A 24,005-nucleotide genomic window follows, 5' to 3' on the forward strand; every position below is an offset into this window, starting at 1 on the left:
ACTACCAGCGGTGTTCGCGCCCCCGGTCACGGTACCAATCGATGAGCTCGGGAGCATCGACTGACCGCGGATCCAGCGACACGTCGGTACGCCCCGCGAGCACACCGCAGATCGGCACCTCAAGCTTCTTGCCGGTGCGGGTATGCGGTATCCCGGGCGCCTCGATCACCTCGTCGGGAACATGCCGGGGTGACAGCCGCTTTCGGATCTGCTGCGCGATCTTGCCCGCGAGTTCCGCATCGAAACGGGTTCCTGGTGCGAGAGTGACGAATAGCGGCATCCAGTAGGCACCGTCGGGTCCATCTACCCCCAGCACGAATGCCTCGGCAATCTCGTCCAGGGATTCGACAACCTCGTAGATATCGGCCGAACCCATCCTGATGCCGTTGCGGTTAAGCGTGGCGTCGCTGCGGCCGTGGATCACCAACGAGCCGCGACCGGTAACCGTCACCCAGTCGCCATGCCGCCACACGCCCGGCGCCAATCCGTCGGCCCATTCATGCTCGAAATATGCTGCCCGGTACCGTGACCCGTCTTCGTCTTGCCAGAACGCGACCGGCATGGACGGCATCGGGCTCAGGATCACCATCTCACCGACCTCGTCGACAAGCGCGCGACGCTCCCGCGACCAACTGTGCAGATCCGTCCCCAAGTACCGCACGGAAAGCTCACCCGGCCGGGGCGGGACGCCCGTGGTGCCACCGGCGAAAGCAGTGCAGACATCGGTCCCGCCCGATAACGAGGACACCGCCACATCCGAGCCAATATATGTACCGGCCCAATGGAAGAGCTCAGGTGACAGTGGTGACCCGCTGCTGCCGACAGTTCTCAGCCGACGCAAATCGTGCGTGGACGCCGGTGTGGTCTCAGCCTTGCGACAGGCCTGCAGATGCCCCGGACTGGTTCCGAAGTAGGTGACCTTCTCAGCCTCGATCAGTTCCCATAGCCGTCCGGCATCCGGGAACATCGGGTGGCCACTGAAGCACATGACGGTCGCCCCCACCAACAGTCCACCCAGCCGGTAGTTCCACATCATCCAGGACAGCGCCGTCTGCCAATAGAAGACATCGCCCGGTCCGATATCACCATGCAGGCCAACTACTTTCAAATGCTCGAGAATCACCCCGCCGTGACCGTGCACGATACCCTTGGGCTTACCCGTGGTCCCGGAGCTAAAGAGCACCCACAGTTGATGGTCGAACGGCACCGGCTCAGTGGTCGGTTCTGCTGCACCCGTGGGCAACTCGAGTATCACCGGCGGGTTGCCCGGGAGTAGCCGACGAAGCTCCTCGATGTCGGCGCGTTTGTCGACCCAACGCCCGTTGTACTGATATCCCGCACTGGCGAACAACACCGCGGGATTCAGCTGGCCCAGACGAGCGGCCGCACCCTCTGGGGCGTAGTCCTGGCCGCAACCCGACCACACCGCCCCAAGGGCGGCGGTCGCAAGAAAGGCGATCATCGCTTCGGGGATATCCGGGAGGTAGGCGGCGACGCAATCGCCCCGCCGCACGCCCAGGCGGCGTAGTTCAGCGGCCACCGCGCCGATCCGTTGTGGAAGCTCTTTCCAGCTGATCTCGGTACGGTGCCCCGTCTCGTCAACACCCACGATGGCCGGCCCCGGCCTGCCGGCATGCCGGAGGACCTGGTCGACATAGTTGAGCTGTACACCCGGAAACCATTGCGCTCCAGGCATCACGGATTCAGGCAGGATGCCGCCATCACCGTCCCGCAGCCCCGTGCCGCTGACGCCATAGAACTCCCACAACGCTCGCCAGAACTGCGGGATGGCCTCGACGGACCAACGCCACACCTCGGAGTAGTCGCCGTTCGGTGCGCCGTAGTGTGCCGACGCGTACTCGACAAACCGGGTGTACGTACTCTCGCTCACGTCGCCGTCTCACTCAGTCCGAGTAGCTCAACGGTTCGTTCGCGCATCTCAATCTTGCGTACCTTCCCCGTCACGGTCATCGGGAAACTCTCCACGATCTGTATATAGCGGGGAATCTTGTAATGCGCGAGACGGCCACTCGCATACGCACGCACCGAATCCGCATTGAGAGGCTTCCGCCCGCTTCTCATGCGAATCCAGGCACAGAGTTCCTCACCGTACTTCTCGTCAGGAACCCCGATCACCTGGACGTCTTCGATATCGGGATGCAACAGGAGAAACTCTTCGATCTCGCGCGGGTACACATTCTCGCCGCCGCGGATGACCATGTCCTTGATGCGCCCGATGATGGTGCAGTAGCCGTCTTCTCGCATCACCGCGAGATCGCCGGTGTGCATCCATCCGTCGACGAGCACCTCGCGGGTCTTGTCCGGCTCATTCCAGTAACCGAGCATCACCGAGTAACCCCGCGTGCACAACTCGCCGGGGCTGCCGCGATCTACCACGGCACCGGTATCGGGGTCGACGATCTTGACCTCGACATGTGGGTGCGGGCGCCCCACTGTTGCGGTGCGCCGCTCCATATCGTCGTCGATGAGCGTTTGGCATGACACCGGCGAGGTTTCGGTCATGCCGTAGGCGATGGCGACCTCGGTCATATGCATCTCGTCGACGCAGCGGCGCATGACCTCAATGGGGCAGACCGATCCGGCCATGATCCCGGTGCGCAATGAGGACAGGTCCCGGCGGGGAAAGTCGGCGTGCTCCAACATCGCGATGAACATCGTCGGCACGCCATAGACACCGACGCAAGCCTCGCGCTCGATGGCCTCCAAGGTTGCCGCCGGGTCGAATCCGGGTGCCGGGATAACCATGGTGGCTCCGTGCGTGGTGCATCCCAGGTTTCCCATCACCATCCCGAAACAGTGATAGAACGGCACCGGAACGCAGAGGCGATCACCGGGTGCAAGGTTGATCAGATCCGTGACAAAGAACCCGTTGTTGAGGATGTTGCGATGCGAGAGGGTCGCACCCTTGGGGTAACCCGTTGTACCCGAGGTGTACTGGATGTTGATGGGGTCGATGTTGGACAGCTCCGCCATCGCGGCACGCAACCGCTCGACGGGAATCTGTTCCGCGCCCCCGACCAGCTGCACCCAGTCCGCGGTACCGATGAACACCACCTCACGCAGCGACGGCACCTGTGGACGCACCTGCTCAACCATCGCCGCATAGTCCGAAGATTTGAAGGCCGTCGCCGAGATAAGGGTCCGGACCCCGGACTGATTGAGTGCGTACGCAAGCTCATGCATGCGGTAGGCGGGGTTGATGTTGACCAGGATGGCACCGATCTTCGCGGTGGCGTACTGCGTCAACACCCATTCCGCGCAGTTGGGTGCCCAGATTCCGACCCGATCGCCGCGAACAACCCCCAATGACATCAACCCGCGCGCAACGCGATTGACCTCCTCGTCGAGCTCGCGATAAGTCCACCGGCGGTCTCCGGCCACGTCAACGAGGGCCTCGATCTCCGGGTACATGGTGGCGGTGCGCTCGAAGTTCTGGCCGATCGTCTCGTCAAGAACGGGACGGGCGGACGGCCCCGCGTCATAGGACTTCATCAACTCTCGCTTCACCAGCTCACGGTCGAAGACGACCTTAATGACCCGGACACCGCGGTTGTCGTGAAACTGCGAAGCCCCCGCGAACACTGATCGCAGCTACTCTCGATATGTGCAGCCCGCGATACTGACCCGCCGCGGGTTCCTTGCTGCCGGTGCCGCCCTCGCCGCGGGGACCGCGCTGGCCGCCTGCTCGGACGACTCAGCCTCCGCACCGGAGCCCAACGGTGCCGTCGTCATCAAGCACGCATTCGGTAAGACCGAGGTCAAGGCACCGCCGCAGCGCATCGTCAGCGCCGGCTACACCGAACACGACTATCTGCTGGCGCTCGGCGTCATCCCGATCGCGGTCACCGAGTGGTACGGCGGCTTCCCCTTCGCCACCTGGCCGTGGGCCACGCAGCGGCTCGGTGCCGCCACCCCCGAGGTGCTCAACCTCACTGACGGGTTGATGATCGACAAGATCGCATCCCTGAAACCCGACCTGATCCTGGCCACCGACGCCGGGCTGGACCAGGACACCTACACCAAGCTCTCGGGTATCGCGCCGACCGTCGCGCAGTCGGGCAAGTACGCGTTCTTCGAGCCGTGGAAGGACGAGGCCAGGGCCATCGGCCAGGCGGTGTTCAAGGCCGCCGAGATGGACGCGTTGGTTCAGGCCGTCGACAACAAGTTCACCGCCGCCGCATCGGCCCACGCCGGCTTCAAAGACAAGAAGGTCATCTATCTGCAAGGCGAATTGCTCGACGGACAGGCCATCGCGTACCGGTCCGGACCGCGTACCGGGTTCCTCACCGCCCTCGGGCTGACCGTGTCCACCGCGCTGGACGGCTTCGCCAAGGGTGACCAACTCGCGTACCTTCCGCTCGACCAGCTCTCCACCGTGCTCGGCCAGGCCGATGTGCTGCTGTGGGGCACCGAATCCGATGAGCAGACCGCCGCGCTGCAGGCCGATCCAACGATCACCAAGCTCGACGTGCGTAATCGCAGCATCTTCGCCGGGAAGGAACTGGCCGGTGCGATCAACTTCAGCTCGCCGTTGAGCCTGACCTACGTGGTGGACAACCTGGTCCCCCAGCTAGCCCGGGTGCTCGGCTGACGTGACCGGCCCCGGCGGGCAGACCACGTGCCCGCCAGCACCTTAGACTTCGCGGAATGCAGACAAGCGAGGTCGAGAAAAGTCCCCAGGATCAGGTGGTCTTCGCGCAGGTGGGGCGAAGCTACTACCCGCTCCTGTCGGCCGTCTTCGTCGGCGTGGTGCTGATTTCGAATGTGGCTGCCACCAAGGCAATTGGCTTTGGTCCCGTTATCGGAGATTGGTCCCTGATCACCGACGGAGCGTTTGTGCTGTTCCCGCTGAGCTATGTGATCGGCGATGTACTCAGCGAGGTCTACGGGTATCGCGCCACCAACCGGGTGATCCTGCTCGGGTTCGCGATGGAGGCACTGGCATGCCTGGTGTTGTGGGCGGCCAAGATCATGCCGGCCGCCGACTTCTATCCCCACCAAGAAGCCTTCGCCACCATTGTCGAGAGCATCACCACCCTCATGGTCGCTGGGCTCGCGGGATACCTTGTCGGACAAACGCTTAACTCTCTTGTCGTGGTGTGGATGAAGAAGCGCACCAAGGAACGCCACCTGTGGGCGCGTCTGATCGGCTCGACGGTCATCGGAGAGTTCGCCGACTCGCTGGTGTTCTGCTCGATTGCGGCCACTGCGCTGGGTATCCATACCTTCGGCCAGCTGGCGACGTACACGGCGCTGGGCTGGATCTTCAAGTCCGTCGTAGAGATCGTGATGCTGCCCGTTACCTATCGGGTGATCGCCTACATCAAGAAGAACGAGCCCACTTATACACAGGCCGGATAAATGCACCCCTAGCCGCGGCCACGGGGGTACCGTCGAAATATGAGTACCGCAACAGATTTGAAGGTGCGGGATCACGGGGACCGGGCATTGTTGCTCGAGTACACGTCTGTGCAGGAAGTGCTGGCCTGGACATCAGCGCTGCAAGCCGCCCCTATCGACGGCGTCACCGATATCGTTCCCGCCTCCCGCACCATCCTGCTGAAACTGCACAGCCCCACCGATCAAGCCAGGGTCCGTCACCGGCTAACACAGCGCACCGTAGCCGCTGGAGTAGCAGAGGCCGCCGAATCGCCACCGGTAACAATCCCGGTCCGATACGACGGCCTCGATCTTGAAGAGGTCGCCGAGAACACGGGTCTGGGTGTGGACGGTGTCATCGCCGCGCATACCGGAACCGTCTGGACGGTCGGATTCTGCGGATTTTCACCGGGTTTCGCGTACCTCGTCGACGGAGACCCGCGCCTCGCCATCCCCCGTCGCGCCGAGCCGCGCACCAAGGTGCCCGCCGGGGCGGTCGCGCTCGCCGGGGAGTTCAGCGGGATCTACCCGCGGGAATCCCCCGGTGGCTGGCAACTGATCGGCACTACCGAAGCCGTCATCTGGGACCTCGACCGCAATCCACCGGCACTTCTCACTCCCGGTACCCACGTCAAGTTCCGGGAGGTGACGGCATGAGGCCCACCCTGGAGGTCATGCGCACCGGCCCCCTCGCCCTGATCCAGGACCTCGGCCGCATCGGCAAGGCAGCCATGGGCGTCGGTCGTTCGGGGGCCGCGGACCGCAGATCGCATTCCCTGGCCAATCGGCTGGTGGCCAATCCAGACAATCTGGCCACCATCGAGGTGACCCTGGGCGGTATGTCCTTTCGGGTATCCGGCGGTGACGCGGTCGTGGCCGTCACCGGCGCCGATACCGATCCGTCCGTCAACGGAATTCCCTTTGGCACCAACAGCATTGCCCAGGTTCAGGATGGCGATGTGGTATCACTCGGCACGCCGCGCAGCGGACTACGCAGCTATGTGGCGGTGCGTGGAGGAGTCAGCGTGGCGCCGGTGATGGGCTCGCGCAGCTTCGACATCATGTCCGGCATCGGCCCCAAGCCGCTACAGGCCGGGGACAGGCTGCCTGTCGGACCGCGGTCCCCGTCATTCCCGGAGATCGAGCAGGCGCCGGTGGCCACCATCACCGATGACATCGTCGAGCTCAAGGTGGTGCCGGGCCCGCGCGATGACTGGTTCGTCGACCCAGATGCACTGGTCCACGGAGACTGGATCGTCTCCGACCGCAGCGATCGAGTGGGCACCCGACTGATCGGCAAGCCTCTCGAGATGCGAGACCTCGCCAGGCAGCTGCCCAGCGAGGGTGTGGTGCGTGGTGCAATCCAGGTACCGCCCGGCGGCCAGCCGGTTATCCTGGGCCCGGACCATCCGGTGACCGGAGGCTATCCCGTGATCGGGGTGATCACTGATCACGACGCCGATCTGGCCGCACAGGTACGGCCAGGACAAACCGTTCGATTCCATTGGTCACGACCGCGCCTCAGCTAGGAGCACCCCGTGTCGACCATGCCGACCGTCCCCGTTATCCGAACCCACACCGCGCGACTCATCCACACCGCCGATCTGGATAGCGAAACACGCTTCACAGCAAGGGAATTGCTGGTCGAGGCATTTGAGGGCGATTTCACCGAGGAAGACTGGGAACACTGCCTGGGCGGGATGCACGCACTCATCTGGTATCACGGAACACTCATCGCGCACGCCGCGGTGATCCAGCGTCGGCTACTGCACCAGGGGCGTGCGCTACGCACCGGTTATGTGGAAGGCGTTGCAGTAGATAGCGATTGGCGTGGACACGGACTCGGCAGGGCGATCATGGATGCGGCCGAACAAGTTCTGCGTGGCGCCTACGAGCTGGGTGCGTTGAGCGCCGACGACGAGGTTGCCCCGTTCTATCGCGCCCGCGGCTGGGTTCCTTGGCTCGGAACCACTCCCGTCCTGACGGCCGACGGCATTGTGCCCGCCGCGGGCGAGGGCGTGCATGTGCTGCCGATGAGTTCCGGGGTCGACCCCTCCGGCTCGCTGACCTGCGATTGGCGCGGCGGCGACGCCTGGTGATGGCCTCGGCGGCGTAGGAAGATCCAGATCACCGCGATCACGAACGCCAGCCGCGCGGCGCTACCCGCGGTCGCGAGTAGCCCGTTGAGCACCTGCGCGACGTCGACCGAGTAACGCAGGATGATGCCCGCCATCACCGCGGCCTGTACCAACTCCAGCGCGCCGACAATCAGGCAGAGCCGCACATGCATCCGGTGATAGGCGCGCAGGTCCGCATCACTCCAGTGATGACGTGCCACCCACCCGGGGCGAATCATGTCGACGACGATCTCGGTGAGCGGTCGTTTCGTCAGGCAGCTGCCGATATAGAACAACCCGAACAGCACCACCGGGACGACGTGTGTGAGCTGTGCGAGCCGCGGCGAGCTGGTGAGCAGCGCGACCACGAGAGTCGCGCCGTGCATCAGCATGATGAAGCCGGCGACGATATCGAATCGCTTATCCCGCAAGGCTGTGTAGACGACGCGGATCGCCGACACCACCGCCGCGGCCATCAGCGCATGCAACTCCGAAGCGCCCAGCAGACGCATCCCGTAGTACGTTCCGAGTCCGAGCCCGGCACTCACCAACGCATGCCGAAGCGTGAATTTCCCTGAGCCGAATTCTTTTGCGCCCTTACCCAACCCGCTCACTACAGCGACGGTACCGATGCAATCTGAGAGACCCTGAGAAAACGGGTCTACCGGCCGACCACCGCTCGTTCCTTGCGGCGCAGGTACATCCGGATCGCAACGACGACGCCCACGATGAGACCGCCGGTGGTCAGCATCGACACCACCGGGTTGACGGCCTGTACGACGTCGACCGAGAAGCTGTAGATGATCACCACCATCAGGGCGCAGAACAGCAGGCTGAAGACGCCGCACCAGAAACTGACATGCACATGTAGCCGGTGATACGAGCGCTGATCCGCATCGGTCCAGCCCTGTTCCTCGGCCAGTTTCTCGACGCCGCCGGGCCACAACTTGGTGACCAGCAACTCCGTCAGCGGTTTACCGATGAGCGCGCTGACCAGGAAGTACGTGGCCAACAGCATGCCGGGTACCTCGTTGGTGACCTGCGACAGGCGTGGGTCACGGGTCAGCCACGCCATGACGAGACTGACCCCGAAGATCGGCACCACCAGCAGCGAGACCGGGTCGAGGGCCCGCTTCCACGCCATCTTGACCAATGCCTGCGTGGCCGATACCGCTGTCGCGGCCATCAGCGCATGCAGCTCCGAGAATCCGGCCAAACGCAATCCGAAGTAGGCGCACAGCGCGGGCCCTACGTTAAACAGACCTTCCAGCAGCAGCTGACGAGGAGACATGGCGGTTTCGGTCGCGGTGTCCCCGTCAGGCCGTTCACTGGTGACGGTCACCGCGCGACTGTATCCGGTCGTCAGGCCGCAGGCGAGTCGTACGTCAGGCGCTGCAGGTAGCGGCGGATCACCACAATCATGCCGATGATCAGGCCAATTGTCGTTACCAGAGAGAAGACTTGGTTGACTGCCTGCGCAACGTCAACAGAGAAGCTGTAGATGATGACGATCGACAGCGCCGAGAACAGCACGCTGATGACACCGCACCAGAAACTCACGTGCACATGCATCCGGTGGTACGAGCGGAAGTCGTCCTCGGTCCACTGATGTTCGGCCGCGAGCTGTTCCACTCGTCCGGGCCTCGCCTTGGCGATCATCAACTCGGTCAGCGGCTTACCGATCAGCGCGCTGCCGATGAGGAACAGCGAGAGCAGAATGCCGGGGATGGTGTTGGACACCTGCGCCATACGCGCGTCCTCGGTCACCAGGGCGATGACCAGACTCAGCCCGAAGTTGAACATCAGAAAGCCCGACAAGACGTCGAACTTGCGGTTCTTGGCCACCTTGAACAGCACCTGAATGCCGGAAACAACCGTGGCAGCGATCAATGCGTGGATCTCGGACTGGCCCAACGCGCGCATCGCGTAGTACGTGCCCAGCGTCGGCCCGACACTGGCGAGGACCTGTCTCAACACCTCGCGTGCAGGTGCCTTCTGGTTTTCTTCGGGCTGCTCGGGCACGGCGCGAGGCTACGTGACGAACCTGGGAATCCCGGGCCGGCGCGCATGTTCACCGTGGGCGTACGGGAAACGGAACTTCAGCGCCCATCACTCAAGTTTGTACAAGTGACGGCCGGTTGAGAATCCGGCCCGGTATGAGGAGACAACTATGAGCAATCTGGTGTGGACGCGACGCAGCCCGTTCGCCGAATTCGACGCCCTGGTCCGCCAGTCCTTCGGCCCGGCCACAACCTGGCCGACCCCCGGTTTCGTGCCGGCGGCCGAGGTCGTCAAGGACGGGGATGACGCACTGGTACGTCTCGACCTCCCCGGCGTCGACGTCGATAAGGACGTCACCGTCGAGGTGGAGCGCGGCAAGTTGGCGGTATCCGGTGAACGCCGCGACGAGCGCACCGAGGGACGCGTCCGGAACGAGGTCCGCTACGGCACGTTCCGCCGCATTTTCACGCTGCCGACCCATGTGACGGGCGACGCGATATCCGCGAGCTACGACGCAGGCATCCTGACGGTCAAGGTCACCGGCGCGTACGCCAACGCCGAGGCCCAAAAGATCGAGATCACCAAGTAACCGACACGTCGAGAGGAGTGCCCGCGCTACACGGCGCGGGCTTCCCTCTTCTTCGCTTCACGCGCGAGCAGACGATCGCGCTGTTCTTCAAACTTGATTACTTGGCCCTTGAGGTCTTCGACGTAGGCGGCAAGTTGCTCACGTCGTTGTTCGCCCTTGGCGCTGAAGTCATTGCGCTCGAAGATCTGCCACTTACGTAGATTCGGCGTCACAACCTCTTCGAGATGCTGACGCGGATCGTAGATACCGTGCTTGGCCATCAGCACGCCGTTGCGGCGGAAATTCGGCATGTTCTGGCCGGGCATCCGGAAGTTCTCCACCACCGCCGCAATGGCTTCCAATGCCTGATCCGGGACCAGATCCAGTGCCGCGCTGCACATGTTCCGGTAGAAGATCATGTGCAGGTTTTCGTCGGCCGCGATGCGTTGCAGCATCCGGTCTGCGATCGGGTCATTGCACGCCTTGCCGGTGTTGCGATGGCTGACGCGGGTCGCAAGCTCCTGCAGGGTGGTGTACGCGACCGACAGGAGGAAATCGGTCTTGTGCGCATCTTCCTCTTCCGCGGTCGTATTGAACCCAGCGGTCATGTGCTCCATGCGAGCCTGCTCCAGCGCCACCGGATCTACACCGCGAGTAACGACGAGGTAGTCCCGGAGCACGATGCCGTGGCGGTTTTCCTCGGCGGTCCACCGGCCCACCCAGGTTCCCCAGGCGCCGTCGAGACCGAAGTACTTGGCAGCTTGGCGGTGGTAGGAGGGCAGGTTGTCCTCGGTGAGGAGATTGGTGATCATCGCCGCCTTGGCGACATCGCTGAGCTGAGATTGCTCGGGATCCCAGTCCTCGCCGCCCATCTGCGCAAAGTTGCGGCCGCGGTCCCAGGGAACATAGTCATGCGGATGCCAGTCGGTGGTCACCGACAAATGCCGATTGAGATTGGCTTCAGCAATTGGCTCCAACTCGCTGAGCATCTCCAGATCGGTTAGCTCTCTCGACATCACACCTTGTCTTTCGCGTTGGAAACCCGAGCCTTCAGACAGCGTAACTTACCTGAGCAATGCCATTCCCGACGTTCGTTACTAGACGATAGCAAGCAACCTCCGCGCCAACTGCCCAAATAAACGGGCTAGTACCTCCGTTTCAGCTATCGCAACTGGACAGCGACTCGGAGGGCGCGGAAACTCGAGCCCAAAGCCCCCACACTCTGAAGCCGGCACGTGCGATGCCGCAAACCCGAAACTGTGGCGCGGCGCAATCCCTTCGCCAGTTCTGCACCGGGCACACCCCCTGGCCGGCCGGTACTTTGGGGCACAACGATCTCGAACATCACGAAAGGTGCAGTAATGCGAACTGCAAAGTGCCACGTGGCAGGCACCGCCATTGCATTCTTGGTCATGTTCGGTGGCTATGGGCTGCACTCGCCGCAACTAGCGCACGCATCGGATTGCGCCGATATCGACCTGTCCTTTGCACGCGGCACAAACGAACCCGCGGGTCTCGGCGATGTCGGGAAATTGTTCACCGACGCGGTGAAGAAGCGGCTGCAGGGCGCCAAGGGAATGAGCATCGACACGTACGGGGTCAACTACCCCGCCAGTATCGACTTCGTCCAAGCCGGCAAGGGGTCGGATGATCTGAGCAAGCACATCCAGAAGACGGCCGCCGACTGCCCGAAGATGAAGTTCGTAGTCGGCGGGTACGCCCAGGGCGCAGCGGTGGTTGATGTGCTGTTGGGCAATACCCCGCCGGGCACCTACACGTTCACGAATCCACTGCCCGCGGGTCTTGAGCAGCGCATCGTCTCCATCGTGCTCTTCGGGGACCCCAAGAACATTCGGCCGCCCGGCGTGGACGTCAATTTGGCGATTCGAGACGACTTGTTGCACAAGGTCATTGACGTGTGCAATCCGGGAGACTTCTTCTGCGATCCCGAGGGCGGGGACATCGTGTCTCACACCACCTACGCCAAGGACAAGCTCACCGATGGCGCGGCCCAGACCGTCGTCGAACGGCTGGTCGCTGCGATGGGCGGCAATACCCCGCAAGCGGCGTAGACACCGTCCGTTTCATCGGTTACGACGCGGACGAACGCCCAGACGCAGGACAATCGCATCACCCCAACCATGACATTGCCGGGGCTGTAGTCACATGTGTACAGTTATGGACGGCCATGGTGTAGACATCTGACTACACCTGCGGAAGTGAAGGGGAAACGCATGAGCAGCGATATTCGCGTGGCGGAATCGGGCGAATACACTTCGCCCGCCCACCCTCCGGAAATCGATGGCATTCCCTGCGCCGACGGACGCGTGCTGCCATCCGGTCCGCTGCCTGGCCGGCCCTATGCCCTACCGGCGGATCTGCTCGTCGAGGAGTTCGGGCCACTCTTCTACGCAAACTTCGGGGTCTCGCGTCGGCTGTATGCCTGCTCGTTGGCACTGGTCGAGGAGCTGTGCGACGAGAGCCGGTTCATCAAGGGCATCACCGATCGGTTGGACCGGTTCCGCCCCCTTGCGGGCGACGGATTGTTCACCGCCTACCCGGGTGAGCCGAACTGGCAGAAAGCCCACGATGTCCTGCTGCCCGGTTTCAGCTATAGCGGTATACGCAACTACCACCCCGCCATGCTCGATATCAACCGTCAGCTCATTGCCAATTGGGACGACAGTGCCGGAGAGCGCCTCGTGGACGTGGCCGAGGATCTGGGCAAGCTCGCCATGGATACGGTCGGGCTGGCTGGTTTCGGGGAAAGGTTCGACTCCTACCGGCACAAGGGGCTCGCGGCAATCCCGTCGAGCTTCGCGGTTGCGATGCAGCAGATGATGACCCCGGAAGGTGGCGACCAGGATCTGTTCGCGGCGGAACAGCGGAAACTGCATACCTTCATCGATGAGCTCATCGCCCGGCACGGCGAGAGCGCCGCCGCGCACGAAGATCTACTCGGACTGATGCTCGCGCCCGCTTCCGCTGAGACTCCGGCGCTGGAGCTGAGCAGCATTCACTCTCAGGTCCTCACATTCTTGATTGCCGGGCAGGACACTACGTCCACGATGATGCCTACCGCGCTCTACAGCCTGGTGAAGAATCCTGCCGTGCTGCACCGGGCTCAGGCCGAGGTTGACGGGGTGTTCGGGCCCGAGGACGAACACACCCCGACATTCGACGAGATTGGCAAGCTCCGGTACATCCGCCAGATTGTCGACGAGACGTTGCGGCTCTCGCCGCCGGTCCGGGAATTCGACCGGATGGCCACGGAAGACACCCTGCTCGCGGGGCGCTATCCAGTGCAGAAGGGCGAGGTTGTCACCGTCCTCACCACCGCGTTGCACCGGCAGCCACAATGGGGTGACAACGTGGAGATCTTCGACCCCGACCGGTTCTCGCCGGATAGGTCATCCGCGCGGCCGGTGAACCTGTTCAAACCCTTCGGCACCGGTGCCCGGTCGTGCATCGGGCGGCAGTTCGCGCTGCACGAGGCAACGATGGCGATCGCCACGCTGGTACACAGATACCGCTTTATCGACTCTGAGCACTACCAACTACGCACCCATAGCGATCTCCTTCGGAAACCAGTCGGCTTCCGGATTGGTTTGGCGCGGCGCATTTCCCAGGACCGTCGGCATGAGCTGACCGCTGCTCCCGCGACTACACAGGAGACGCGACAACCGGCTGCCACCGCCGCGCCAGGATCGGCACTGGCCGTGTTCCACGGCTCAAATCTCGGCACCTGCCGGGCGTTAGCGCACCAGCTCGCAGAGGAAGCGGCCGATCTCGGCTATCAGACAACCGTCGCACCCCTCGATGATGCGGCCGCAGCGCTACCCACCGAGGGCGTGACGCTCGTGGTTGCGGCCTCCTACAACGGTCAGCCGACCGATGACGCCCGGCAGTTTCTCGCCTGGCTCGATAGCGCAGAGGCTGATACCTGCAGCGGGCTGCGCTACGCGGTACTCGGAGTCGGGGACCGGAATTGGGCGGAGACCTACCAGGCAGTGCCGAAGAGGATCGACGAGCGCCTCGCCGCGGCCGGGGGAACACCGATTCTTCCCCGAGGTGAGGCAGACACCTCCGGTGATTTCGCGGGCACCGTCGAGGCCTTCTCGCAAGCCCTCTGGACTTCGTTGGGCGGTGTTTCCGGTCCGGACATTTCTACCGCGCCGGCCGACGGACCTCTCTACGAACTGCGCGCCATCGACGGACCGGTCACGGCGGCGATCGATGCCCGGTTCGAGGTGATACCGATGACCGTCCTGGAGAACCGGGAGCTGGTCAGTGCCGACAACTCACTGGGGCAGGCCAAAAGGCTGGTACGAGTCGCGCTGCCCGAAGACCTCGACTACCGCACCGGGGACCATCTCACGGTCCTCGCGGATAACCTGCCGGAGCTCGTGGACAAGGCAGGGGAACTGCTCGGCCTCATCCTGGACCGGCGCATCTCCGTCAACACCCGGCGCAGCACCCGCCGGGCCATTGCGCTTGACCGCGAAGTGAGTGTGCGCGAGCTGCTCACGCACTTCCTCGAGCTACGCAAACCGGCCACCAGAACCCAGCTGCTCCGGCTGGCGGCGGCCAACCCCTGCCCGCCGGAACGAGCCGCATTGGAGGCACTCGCCGAACATCCGGAGAGCCGATCGCTCGGTATCGCAGGCTGTCTCCTGGAGTTCCCCGCCACCAAGCTGTCCCGCGCCGAACTACTCGAACTGTTCGAGCCGATGACGCCGCGGCACTATTCGATAGCCTCCTCGGCCCGACAGAGTCCGCGAGTCGTCGAACTGGTGGTCAGCGTGCTCGACGCCCCAGCCCGGTCTGGATTCGGAGACTTTCAGGGCGTGGCCTCGAACTATCTCGCCAATGCCATACCGGGACAACAGATCCGGGCACGGGTCGACCAGGCCCGGCAGGCATTCCGCGCCGGGGCCGACCCCGCCCGGAACGTCATTCTCGTGAGCGCCGGTACCGGCGTCGCACCATTCCGGGGCTTTGTCGGTGACCGGGTCGCCGCGCACAGTGCCGGCGAGCCGTACGCACCAGCGCTCTGTTTCTTCGGCGTTCGACACCCGGAAGTGGACTATCTCTTCCGCGAGGAGTTCGAGACGGCGGAGCAGGCGGGTGTGGTGCACATGCGTCCCGCGTTCTCCCGCGCAGCTGAGAACGGCATCAGGTACGTGCAAGATCGGATTGCTGCCGACGCGGACGACGTCTGGGATCTGCTTGGCGATCCGGCCAAGCAAACGCACGTGTACGTCTGTGGCGATGGCGGCAAGATGGCCCCCGCCGTTCGTGAGGCGTTCCTGCATATCTACCGGGAACGCACCCGCGCCAACGATTCTCAGGCCCGGGACTGGCTCATTAACCTGGTCGAGACCGATCGCTACGTCGAGGATGTCTGGACGGAGTAAGGCTTACGGGGCCCGCGTCGCCGGCGCGGTACACGTAGTGTTTTCCTTGCGGTTCCCCCGACTCGTCACAAGTGAGAGAGTGCCTTGAATGCGTAGACGCACATTTCTCGGTTCCGGCACCGTGGCACTGTCCACGGCAGCGCTGGGCCTCACGGGCTCTGGGAGCGCCCATGCCGACGTTCGGCCGACCGGTTCAATTGCTTACCCCTTCAGCACAATTGAAGTACCAGCGACCAGCGCACCCTGGACACTCGAAGCAAGCCGCGCCATGCTCTTGGTCCACGACATGCAGCACTATTTCGTCAAGGCCTATAAGCCGAACGCCGATCCCGTCGAGACCGTGCTGAAGAACATCAAGAGCCTGCTCGACACGGCGCACGCACATGACGTGCCCGTGCTCTACTCCGCTCAGCCAGGAGGCATGACAGCGGAGCAGCGCGGGCTCTTCGGCAGGCTCTACGGGCCGGGCATGCCAGACGATGATGCCGAGCGGGCAATTGTCGACCCTCTCGCGCCGACCACAACGGATACCGTTCTCACGAAATGGAAGTACAGCGAGTTCTTTCGCTCGGATCTCCTGGAAATCATGCACAAAGCCGGCCGGGACCAGCTGATCATCGTCGGCGTCTACGCCTTCTCCGGGATCACCGCTACATCCACCGATGCAGTCCAGAACGACATCCAGGCATTCATCGTCTCCGATGCCGTCGCGGACTACACCGCTGCGCTGCACAACCAGGCGCTGGCCTGGTGCGCGGAGCGGACGGCGAGAATAATGACCACACGGTCAGCGCTAGCAGTACTTGGCAATTCGTAGCAGTTGACGGCAACGACAAAGGCCGCCTGCACAACTCGTGCGGGCGGCCCTTTGCCTTTGCTTAGACGAGTGCGGGCGCGGTGGCCAGCGCCTGCGCGACCCCGGCGATAATCGCCGCGATCTTGAGCGCCTCGAGCACCTGCTCGCGGGTCAGACCGGCCTCACGCAGCACCTTCTCATGCGAGCCGACACAGTAGTGACAGCCGTTGATGGTCGATACCGCGAAGGACCACAGCTCGAACTCCGCCTTGTCGACCCCCGGGTTGCCGATGATGTTCATCCGCAACCCCGGACGCAGGTCATCGTAGGCCCCGTCGAGGAAGCCACGGCCACGGTAGAACACGTTGGTCATCGCCATGATGGACGCCGCACCCAGCGCGGCATCGAGGGCCTCGGGAGTGAGTACGCCCGCGGCCTCCTCGCGAATCTCCTTGAACACCCGCTCGTTCCGAGTGGCCGCTGCCGTCGCCACGAGGGTGCCCCAGAGTTGGCTCGGCGACAGCACGGTAGTGCGAGACACCGAGCCGAGGTTGAGCTTGAGGTCCTTGGCGTACTCGGGCAGCGCCTCTTTCAGGTTGTCAATGCCCACGTCAGACGCCTGCGCTCATCAGCTCGCCCGCATCGATCGTCGGGTCGCCCTTACGCCAGTTGCAGGCGCACAGCTCATCGGACTGCAACGCGTCGAGCACGCGGAGCACCTCTTCGACATTGCGGCCCACGGAACCCGCTGTGACGGAGACGAACTGGATGATGTTGTCGGGATCGACGATGAACGTGGCACGGTCGGCCACACCGTCGGAGTTCAGCACTCCGGCGGCCTCGGCCAGGTCGCGTTTGAGGTCGCTGAGCATCGGGAACGGCAGAGTCTTGAGGTCCTCGTGCTGGGCGCGCCACTGGAAGTGCACGAACTCGTTGTCCACCGAGGCGCCCAGCACCTGAGTGTCACGATCGGCGAACTCGTCGTTCAGACGGCCGAAGGCAGCAATCTCGGTGGGGCACACGAAGGTGAAATCCTTGGGCCAGAAGAAGATCACGCGCCACTTGCCCGGGTGGTCGTCGCTGGTGATGGTGGTGAAGTAGTCGTCGGGCTGCTGCGCGTTCACCTTCGACAGATCGCCACCGATCACCGCAGTCAGGTTGTAGGCCGGGAATTCATCGCCGATGGTCCGCAGAGTCACGATTCTCCTTCACGTATTCGCTGATTTGCTTACTGGCACCATCGTGCCGGAAATACTTCCAAAACAAAACGTGATTGTTCGCACTATATTGATAGGTATGTCCGATCGTAGTTATCAGCCAACGGTCGTCGGCCTACGCGCTTTTGTGGCTATCGCACGTAAACGCCACTTCGGAAGCGCGGCCGCCGAGCTCGGAGTGAGTCAACCCTCGCTCTCACAGGCCCTGTCCATGCTCGAAGAGGGGCTGCGGGTGCAGCTCATCGAACGCAACACCCGCAAGGTGTTGCTCACACCCGAGGGTGAGGCCCTACTGGAGAAGGCCGCAGCCGCGCTGGATGCGGTGGACGAATTCACTTCCGCCGCAAGCGGGGTGCGCGATCCCTTCGCACAGACGCTCCGACTCGGCCTGATCCCCACCGTGGCCCCGTATGTGCTGCCCATGGTGCTCAGCGGCCTGGCCCGCGAATTCCCCGAGATGTCGTTGCGGGTCACCGAGGACCAGACCTCGCGACTGCTGCGATCTCTCGCCGACGGGTCCTTGGATGTCGCGGTGATGGCGCTGCCCGCGCAAACCCACGGCATGGCAGAGATACCCATGTACCGGGAGGACTTCGTTCTCGCCCTCCCGGCCGGACATCCGCTCGCAGGCAGTAAAAACGTCGAGCCCGCCGACCTGGCCGATATGCCACTGCTGTTGCTGGACGAGGGCCATTGCCTTCGCGATCAGGCGCTCGAGGTGTGCCAGCTCGCTGGAGTGCGACCCGATCTGGGCCACACCCGCGCTGCCTCCCTGGCCACCGCCGTGCAGTGCGTCGAGGGCGGACTCGGGGTCACGCTCATCCCCGGTACCGCTGTCACCGCCGAAACCGCGAGGGGCGGGCTGGCCACCGCGACCTTCGCCGCGCCGGTGCCGGGTCGCCGGATCGGCTTGGTGTACCGCGCGATCAGTGGACGCGAGGACGCCTATCGACGGCTAGCCGGCCTGCTGACCCAGCTTGTCTCAGCGGTGCACCCGGTCACCGACTCGCTGGCAGAGATCGTCTAGCGCCAGCGCGCCAGGATCTCCTCGGCCCGCGCCGACAATGCCCGCTGCAGGAACGGCCCGAAGCTGATCCGCCCGACACCCAGCGGACCGAACGAAGCCGGATCATCCACATCGGGCACCGCAATGGCATTCACCGGAAGAGGCAGCTCCGATGTCAAGCGCTGCTGCACATCCGGCGCATGCCTGCCCACCGGATATAGCGAGTCGGCACCGGCCTCGGCGGCGAGCTTCAGCCGTGCGATGGCGCGATCCACCCGATCGGACTCATCCCCGATCTGCCGCAGGATGACATCCGTACGCGCATTGATCACCACCGGCATGCCCGCCTGGTCGGCCGCAAGCCGAAGTGCGCCAACGAGATCCGCGTGCTCCTGCGGCTCGCGGATCCGGCCGCCCTCACTGTGCACGGTGTCCTCGATGTTCAGGCCAACCGCCCCCGCCTCGATCAGTCCCTCAACGAGACGCTGCGCTGTCTGCGCATAACCGGACTCGATATCCACCGATACCGGCACGTCGACCGCCGCGGTGATCTGTGCGACCCGGGTAAGTACGTCCTCGAACGACATCCCCTCCTCATCGGGCTTTCCCAACGAATCGGCGAGCGGATGCGAACCCACCGTCAAGGCCACGAAACCGGCCTCCACAGCGAGTTTCGCCGACCAGGCGTCCCACACGGTAGGCAGAAACACCGGATCGCCGGGGACGTGCAGGGACTTCAGCAGGGAGGCCTTGGCAGCGAGATCAGTAGACATGCCTACATCCAACCCCGGTTCGTCTGGATTTACTCCACCGGTCCGCCCGCCGAACCACGATGCGCCATCAGACGCGCCACCGCATCGCGCATATGCTCCTCGATCAATCGATACGCCGCGGGCGCGTCACCGGCGCCGATCGCCGCGCAGAGGACTTCATGCTCGCGGACCTGCTCACCGAGGTCGGCGTACGTGCCCTGCAGCTCGCCCAGCAGCATGCGCGTCTCCACCAGCAGAGTGCGCATGGCGCGGCGCAGCCGCGGGCTTCCCGAACAATCGACCAGCACCTGATGAAACTCTTGATCGGCATCGGTGACGGCGACGACATCGCCCCGAGTGGCAGCCTCGGTCATCATTGCCACCGGCACGACCAGCCGACGATAGGTGGTGACGGTATCCCCGGACATGATGCGTTCCAAGGCCGCCCGCTCGATGGCGGCCCGCGCCCGGTAGACGTCCTGGACGTCTTCATCGGTCAGCTCGATGACGAAGATGCCGCGATTGCGCTCGCTGCGCAAAAGACCCTCCGAAACCAGCCGCTGCATGGCCTCGCGCAGCGGTCCTCGGGATACCGCGAATTGCGCCGCCAACGAGGCCTCGCCCAGCTGCGCGCCCGGCGCGAGCACACCCCGCATAATGGCGATCCGCAGCCGCTCGGCAATCAGCTCGGCCGTCGATTGCCGTTCCAGCGGGGCGAATTCCTCAGGTACCAGCGTCGTCATCGTGGATGAGCCACTCGCGCGAAGACCATCATCGTTCTCTCCTGAAAAGCCGCCCCAAACCCGGAATATCGGGCACCTCGTCGATTAATCGCAAACCTTCCCACACCGTCACCTGGTTGGCGGTCAAGACCGTCTTACTCAGGCGTGCTTCGAGCCGCTCGACATGCGCGATGGTGTGCATGGCGGTGTCCGGGATCAGCAGTGCCTGGGCATCAGGGTGGTCATTGGCGTCCGCCAGCTCGTCGACCTGATCTGCGGCGAGCCGGCCCACCTCGGCAGCGGTGTCGATACCCGCCTCACCCATCGCCGCCACTTCGATGTCATGCGCCGCCAGGAAGGCCACGAACAGCTCGGCGATGTCCCGTGGATAGCTGGCGGCTACAGCCACACGTGAAATACCCAAGGCGGCAAGAGCATTGACGAATGCGAAGGAGGTGCTCGATGCGGGGGTTCCGCTGCACTCCGAGAGCCCTGCCACCTGCTCGGCCGCACCCTGCGGCCCGTACACAAAGCTGCCCGAGGTACACGCCCAGACCACTGCGCTCGGCTCGTGCGGCCGCAACAGCCGTGCCCCCTCGGCGAGCCTGTCCGGGCTGCCCAGATCGAGCAGCTCGGGCACGGCGTGCAGGTCGGTGCCGTAGATGTGCACGACGGGGAAGTTCATATCGAGCTGCCGCGCCACCAACGGGTAATCCGATTCCGCGGCGTGGTCGGGATAGATGAAACCCACGGTCGGACGTGCATTAGCCACTCGAACCTCCTCCGAATACATCGCGAAGCCACTTACCGGGTCCCATCATGGGAAGACTCATCCGGTCCAGGCACGCCCAGATGGTCAGTTGGTTGGCCGTCAGTACCGGCTTGCCCAACAGGCCCTCCAAAGGCTCGATCACGTCATAGGTGCGCAGGTTGGTACAGCTGACGAAGATCGCCTCGGCCTCGTCGGTATCGGCGGCCAAGATCCGCTCGGCCACGGTCCGGTAATTGACCTTCCAGATCCCACCGCCCAGGCCCAGGTGATCTGTCCGCACCACCGTTACGCCCAACTCCCCCAGGAACTTCACGAGCAGTTCGGTCAGCTCGGCGTCATAGGGGGTGATGACGCTGATCCGGCTGATATTCAGTGCCGTCACCGCCTCGGCCAACGCACCCGACGTGGTGACGGCGGACTTGGCGCCGGCCGCCATGATCGCCTCGACCAACGACCGTTCGTGCTCAACTCCCCGGATAAAGCTGCCCGAAGTACACAGATACGCAACGACTTCCGGCTCGACATGCAACACATCGCGGGTGGCCGCTTGCAGGTGACTGGTATTGGACACCAGCTCCGCCATGGCCCGGCTCACCGGCACCGGCTCATACGGGGTGCGGGCGAGATGCAAAGACACCTCCGCGGGAACCCACCGCCACAGCTCACGCTCCAGCGCCAGATCAAAGGGTGCAATGATCCCGATGCCACGCTGGTCGGCCGACTCCGCGAAGTCGGGAAGTGACGTGAAATCCACCGGCAGGACCTAACACTCGCAGCATCGCTCGTCCCCCGAGGCTGCGTCCAACGCCCTTCACGCAAGCGGATCATCGCAACTCAGATTGTTGACAATCATACGATATCTCCATACGGTGTCAACGTGAGTGCGCGTCCAGTTGTCGGGGATGAGCCGCTTGCGCGAAGACCAGTTGTCACTGTGCAGCACTCCTCCAACTCCGTTCCGGACAGGCTCGCCCCGGTGGCCAAGGCCGCGGAGCTACGACTGGTGAAATCCGATCAACTGACGACGGCGTTGCCTGGAGCCGAGATTCTGTTGGTCTACGACTTTCGGTCCTCGGCGTTTCGTGAGGCCTGGCCCGCTGCCGATTCGTTGCGCTGGGTGCATATCGCGTCGACGGGTGTGGACCCCGTGCTGTTCGACGAATTTGTCGAGAGTGATGTGGTGCTCACCAACTCCCGCGGCATCTTCGAACGACCCATCGCAGAGTACGTACTGGCACAGATCCTGGCCTTCGCCAAGGACATCCGCCGCTCCACCCGGGCACAGGCCGCCCTGAGCTGGCGGCATTTCGAATCAGAAGGCATCGAGGGGGTCCCCGTCGCGGTGCTCGGCACCGGGCCGATCGGGCGCGCAATCGCCGCACTACTGACCGCCGCCGGTATGCAGGTCACGGTAATTGGCAGGGCCGAATCCGCTGACCTACCTTCCTATGTGGGCGATATCGAGTATCTGGTGCTGGCGGCACCACTCACGGCACAGACGCGCTACATCGTCAACGCACAGGTGCTCACGGCGATGCGTCCTACCGCTCGGCTGATCAACGTGGGCCGCGGTGAGCTGGTCGGCTCCTGGGACCTGGTGACTGCGCTGAACCAGGGCACCATCGCCGGAGCCGCGCTGGATGTCACCGACCCCGAACCCCTGCCCGTCGGGCATCCGTTGTGGCGCACACCGAATACACACATCACCCCACATAACAGCGGTGACGTCCACGGCTGGTCCGATCGCCTCCAGGACCAGTTCATCGCCAATTTCGAACGGTACCTCCGCGGCGAGGAACTCCTGAACATCGTCGACAAGGACAGGATGCACCGCAATGCATGAACCGACCGACCCCACCGAGATGACGGCCCTCGAACTGGTGACCGCCTACACCTCGGGGGAACTGTCACCCGTCGAGGCGACGGCTGCGGTGCTGTCTCGCATCGCCCAAACAGACAGCGCTATCAATGCTTACTGCCTCGTCGACGAGGAGGCAGCCCTGGCGGCGGCCACCGAATCCGAAGAACGCTGGCGCGGCAACTACACCCGCGGCCTACTCGACGGAGTGCCGATCTCCATCAAGGACGTCTTCCTCACCCAGAACTGGCCCACCCTGCGAGGCTCCGATCTGGTGGATCCCGCCGGCCCGTGGGAGGTGGACAGCCCTGCCGTACACCGCATCCGGGCCGACGGCATGGTCATGGTCGGTAAGACCACCACACCCGAGTTTGCGTGGAAGGGAGTCACCGACAGCCACCAGCGCGGGACCACCCACAACCCCGTCGACCCGCGCCGTACCGCCGGCGGGTCCTCCGGAGGCAGCGCGGCCGCCGTGGCCGCAGGTATGGCACCGATGTCCATCGGCACCGACGGCGGGGGCAGCATCCGGATCCCCGCCAGCTTCTGCGGCGTGGTCGGATTCAAACCCACGCACGGCCGAGTCCCGATGTACCCGATCAGCCCCTTTGGTCCACTGGCACATGGCGGTCCGATCACCCGCACGGTCGAGGACGCCGCATTGCTGATGGACATCATCAGCCTGCCGGATCACCGCGACCCCACCTCGCTGTCACCGACGCTCACCACCTACCGCTCGCAGGTATACCGCGATATCACCGGGCTGGATATCGCCTACTCCCCCACCCTCGGTTATGTCGACGTCGATCCCGAGGTCGCCAGGTTGGTTGAAGACGCGGTGAACGCGCTCGACGCGGCCGGGCTCCCTGTCACACACGCCGACCCAGGCTTTACCGATCCGATCGACGCATTCGAAACCCTATGGGCCGCGGGTGCGGCCGCCAGCCTGAACAACTACGGATCCATCGGCGAGGCCGGTGCGAGCATCGATCCGGGACTGGCAGCCATGTGGGGCGCAGGAGCAGGGACCTCCGCCACCGATTACCTGGCGGCACGCAACACGTGTGTGCAATTAGGTATTGCGATGGGCGACTTCCACGAGATGCACAATGTGCTCATCACTCCGACGGTGCCGATCCCGGCCTTCCCGGTGGGAGCCGATGTACCGCCGGAATCCGGTATGCGCTGGTGGGCCCAATGGACACCATTCACCTACCCGTTCAACATGACTCAACAGCCCGCGCTCTCCATTCCGGTGGGCCGGACCTCCGCGGGGCTGCCGGTCGGCATGCAGATCGTGGGCCCGCGACACAGTGACGACCTGGTGCTGGCGGTCGGCCACTTCGCGGAACGGGTGCTCGCGGGCTGAGCACGGCGCG

Annotated in this window: 23 protein-coding genes and 1 pseudogene; 12 read left to right on the forward strand and 12 right to left on the reverse strand. The window is 64.0% G+C overall.

Annotated elements, in window-relative coordinates:
* Position 1: 1 nt before the first annotated feature.
* Positions 2 to 1,891, reverse strand: a complete 1,890-nt coding sequence (locus AB0H22_RS06665) for an acetoacetate--CoA ligase (protein ID WP_358145624.1) — start codon at positions 1,889 to 1,891, stop codon at positions 2 to 4.
* Complete coding sequence (locus tag AB0H22_RS06670) at positions 1,888 to 3,513, reverse strand: AMP-binding protein (RefSeq protein WP_358146118.1); 1,626 nt, start codon at positions 3,511 to 3,513, stop codon at positions 1,888 to 1,890. Before AB0H22_RS06670 ends, AB0H22_RS06665 begins: the two co-directional genes overlap by 4 nt.
* 124 nt (positions 3,514 to 3,637) lie before the next feature.
* Here AB0H22_RS06670 and AB0H22_RS06675 point away from each other — a divergent pair, with 124 nt between their 5' ends.
* From AB0H22_RS06675 to AB0H22_RS06695, 5 genes are read left to right on the forward strand one after another with little or no spacing between them, the layout of a single operon-like run.
* Positions 3,638 to 4,612 (forward strand): ABC transporter substrate-binding protein, encoded by a 975-nt coding sequence (locus tag AB0H22_RS06675; RefSeq protein WP_358146120.1) that lies wholly within the window; start codon positions 3,638 to 3,640, stop codon positions 4,610 to 4,612.
* A gap of 56 nt (positions 4,613 to 4,668) precedes the next feature.
* On the forward strand, positions 4,669 to 5,382 hold the full coding sequence (locus AB0H22_RS06680) for a queuosine precursor transporter (RefSeq protein WP_180749200.1): 714 nt from the start codon (positions 4,669 to 4,671) through the stop codon (positions 5,380 to 5,382).
* Between the two features lie 39 nt (positions 5,383 to 5,421).
* Entirely contained in the window at positions 5,422 to 6,057 is a 636-nt protein-coding gene (locus tag AB0H22_RS06685) for an allophanate hydrolase subunit 1 (RefSeq protein ID WP_180749201.1), read from the forward strand.
* Complete coding sequence (locus AB0H22_RS06690) at positions 6,054 to 6,929, forward strand: biotin-dependent carboxyltransferase family protein (RefSeq protein ID WP_358145627.1); 876 nt, start codon at positions 6,054 to 6,056, stop codon at positions 6,927 to 6,929. The genes AB0H22_RS06685 and AB0H22_RS06690 overlap by 4 nt, the downstream gene beginning before the upstream one ends.
* 18 nt (positions 6,930 to 6,947) lie before the next feature.
* Positions 6,948 to 7,499, forward strand: a complete 552-nt coding sequence (locus AB0H22_RS06695; RefSeq protein WP_180749775.1) for a GNAT family N-acetyltransferase — start codon at positions 6,948 to 6,950, stop codon at positions 7,497 to 7,499.
* A gap of 59 nt (positions 7,500 to 7,558) precedes the next feature.
* On the opposite strand, the pseudogene AB0H22_RS06700 reads toward AB0H22_RS06695, so the two are convergent.
* The 3 genes and pseudogenes from AB0H22_RS06700 to AB0H22_RS06710 all read right to left on the reverse strand — a co-directional run.
* Positions 7,559 to 8,131, reverse strand: a pseudogene (locus tag AB0H22_RS06700) (VC0807 family protein); the annotation flags it as partial.
* A gap of 47 nt (positions 8,132 to 8,178) precedes the next feature.
* The gene (locus tag AB0H22_RS06705) at positions 8,179 to 8,859 is read right to left on the reverse strand and encodes a VC0807 family protein (protein ID WP_180749203.1); all 681 of its coding nucleotides are present in this window, start codon (positions 8,857 to 8,859) and stop codon (positions 8,179 to 8,181) included.
* Positions 8,860 to 8,879: 20 nt separating this feature from the next.
* Positions 8,880 to 9,539 carry a VC0807 family protein gene (locus AB0H22_RS06710; RefSeq protein ID WP_358145629.1) on the reverse strand — a complete coding sequence of 220 codons (660 nt, stop codon included), beginning with the start codon at positions 9,537 to 9,539 and terminating at the stop codon, positions 8,880 to 8,882.
* A gap of 148 nt (positions 9,540 to 9,687) precedes the next feature.
* Between AB0H22_RS06710 and AB0H22_RS06715 the strand changes: the two genes are divergently transcribed.
* The gene (locus AB0H22_RS06715) at positions 9,688 to 10,107 is read left to right on the forward strand and encodes an Hsp20/alpha crystallin family protein (RefSeq protein ID WP_358145631.1); all 420 of its coding nucleotides are present in this window, start codon (positions 9,688 to 9,690) and stop codon (positions 10,105 to 10,107) included.
* Positions 10,108 to 10,133: 26 nt separating this feature from the next.
* Here AB0H22_RS06715 and AB0H22_RS06720 read toward each other — a convergent pair whose 3' ends face one another.
* Positions 10,134 to 11,102, reverse strand: a complete 969-nt coding sequence (locus tag AB0H22_RS06720) for an acyl-ACP desaturase (RefSeq protein WP_180749206.1) — start codon at positions 11,100 to 11,102, stop codon at positions 10,134 to 10,136.
* A gap of 345 nt (positions 11,103 to 11,447) precedes the next feature.
* On the opposite strand from AB0H22_RS06720, the gene AB0H22_RS06725 reads away from it, so the two are divergent.
* The 3 genes from AB0H22_RS06725 to AB0H22_RS06735 all read left to right on the forward strand — a co-directional run bounded on the left by AB0H22_RS06725 (position 11,448) and on the right by AB0H22_RS06735 (position 16,320).
* Complete coding sequence (locus AB0H22_RS06725) at positions 11,448 to 12,158, forward strand: cutinase family protein (protein WP_180749207.1); 711 nt, start codon at positions 11,448 to 11,450, stop codon at positions 12,156 to 12,158.
* Positions 12,159 to 12,320: 162 nt separating this feature from the next.
* Positions 12,321 to 15,503, forward strand: a complete 3,183-nt coding sequence (locus tag AB0H22_RS06730) for a cytochrome P450 (RefSeq protein ID WP_358145634.1) — start codon at positions 12,321 to 12,323, stop codon at positions 15,501 to 15,503.
* 88 nt (positions 15,504 to 15,591) lie between these two features.
* Positions 15,592 to 16,320 carry an isochorismatase family protein gene (locus AB0H22_RS06735; protein ID WP_358145636.1) on the forward strand — a complete coding sequence of 243 codons (729 nt, stop codon included), beginning with the start codon at positions 15,592 to 15,594 and terminating at the stop codon, positions 16,318 to 16,320.
* 61 nt (positions 16,321 to 16,381) lie between these two features.
* Here the strand turns inward: AB0H22_RS06735 and AB0H22_RS06740 are convergent, their stop codons facing one another.
* Positions 16,382 to 16,909: a carboxymuconolactone decarboxylase family protein gene (locus AB0H22_RS06740; protein ID WP_180749210.1), complete on the reverse strand. Its 528-nt coding sequence runs from the start codon at positions 16,907 to 16,909 to the stop codon at positions 16,382 to 16,384.
* 1 nt (position 16,910) lies between these two features.
* Positions 16,911 to 17,498, reverse strand: coding sequence for a peroxiredoxin (locus tag AB0H22_RS06745; protein WP_180749211.1), 588 nt, complete (start codon positions 17,496 to 17,498; stop codon positions 16,911 to 16,913).
* A gap of 97 nt (positions 17,499 to 17,595) precedes the next feature.
* On the opposite strand from AB0H22_RS06745, the gene AB0H22_RS06750 reads away from it, so the two are divergent.
* Positions 17,596 to 18,543, forward strand: a complete 948-nt coding sequence (locus AB0H22_RS06750; protein WP_180749212.1) for a hydrogen peroxide-inducible genes activator — start codon at positions 17,596 to 17,598, stop codon at positions 18,541 to 18,543.
* Here AB0H22_RS06750 and AB0H22_RS06755 read toward each other — a convergent pair.
* The 4 genes from AB0H22_RS06755 to AB0H22_RS06770 are packed head-to-tail and all read right to left on the reverse strand — an operon-like array spanning position 18,540 to position 21,522.
* Entirely contained in the window at positions 18,540 to 19,295 is a 756-nt protein-coding gene (locus AB0H22_RS06755) for an isocitrate lyase/phosphoenolpyruvate mutase family protein (protein WP_358145639.1), read from the reverse strand. The two genes, AB0H22_RS06750 and AB0H22_RS06755, sit on opposite strands and share 4 nt — an antisense overlap.
* 29 nt (positions 19,296 to 19,324) lie before the next feature.
* Positions 19,325 to 20,017, reverse strand: coding sequence for a GntR family transcriptional regulator (locus AB0H22_RS06760; protein WP_180749214.1), 693 nt, complete (start codon positions 20,015 to 20,017; stop codon positions 19,325 to 19,327).
* A 28-nt stretch (positions 20,018 to 20,045) separates the two neighbouring features.
* Complete coding sequence (locus AB0H22_RS06765; protein WP_180749215.1) at positions 20,046 to 20,768, reverse strand: maleate cis-trans isomerase; 723 nt, start codon at positions 20,766 to 20,768, stop codon at positions 20,046 to 20,048.
* On the reverse strand, positions 20,761 to 21,522 hold the full coding sequence (locus AB0H22_RS06770; RefSeq protein WP_180749216.1) for an Asp/Glu/hydantoin racemase: 762 nt from the start codon (positions 21,520 to 21,522) through the stop codon (positions 20,761 to 20,763). Before AB0H22_RS06770 ends, AB0H22_RS06765 begins: the two co-directional genes overlap by 8 nt.
* Positions 21,523 to 21,645: 123 nt before the next feature.
* On the opposite strand from AB0H22_RS06770, the gene AB0H22_RS06775 reads away from it, so the two are divergent.
* Together AB0H22_RS06775 and AB0H22_RS06780 are read left to right on the forward strand one after the other, a co-directional pair.
* On the forward strand, positions 21,646 to 22,611 hold the full coding sequence (locus tag AB0H22_RS06775; protein WP_180749217.1) for a D-2-hydroxyacid dehydrogenase: 966 nt from the start codon (positions 21,646 to 21,648) through the stop codon (positions 22,609 to 22,611).
* Positions 22,604 to 23,995, forward strand: coding sequence for an amidase (locus AB0H22_RS06780; protein WP_358145642.1), 1,392 nt, complete (start codon positions 22,604 to 22,606; stop codon positions 23,993 to 23,995). Before AB0H22_RS06775 ends, AB0H22_RS06780 begins: the two co-directional genes overlap by 8 nt.
* The last annotated feature ends 10 nt before the right edge of the window (positions 23,996 to 24,005 follow it).

It is taken from the genome of Mycobacterium sp. NPDC050853, from assembly GCF_040653875.1.
Lineage (GTDB): Bacteria > Actinomycetota > Actinomycetes > Mycobacteriales > Mycobacteriaceae > Mycobacterium.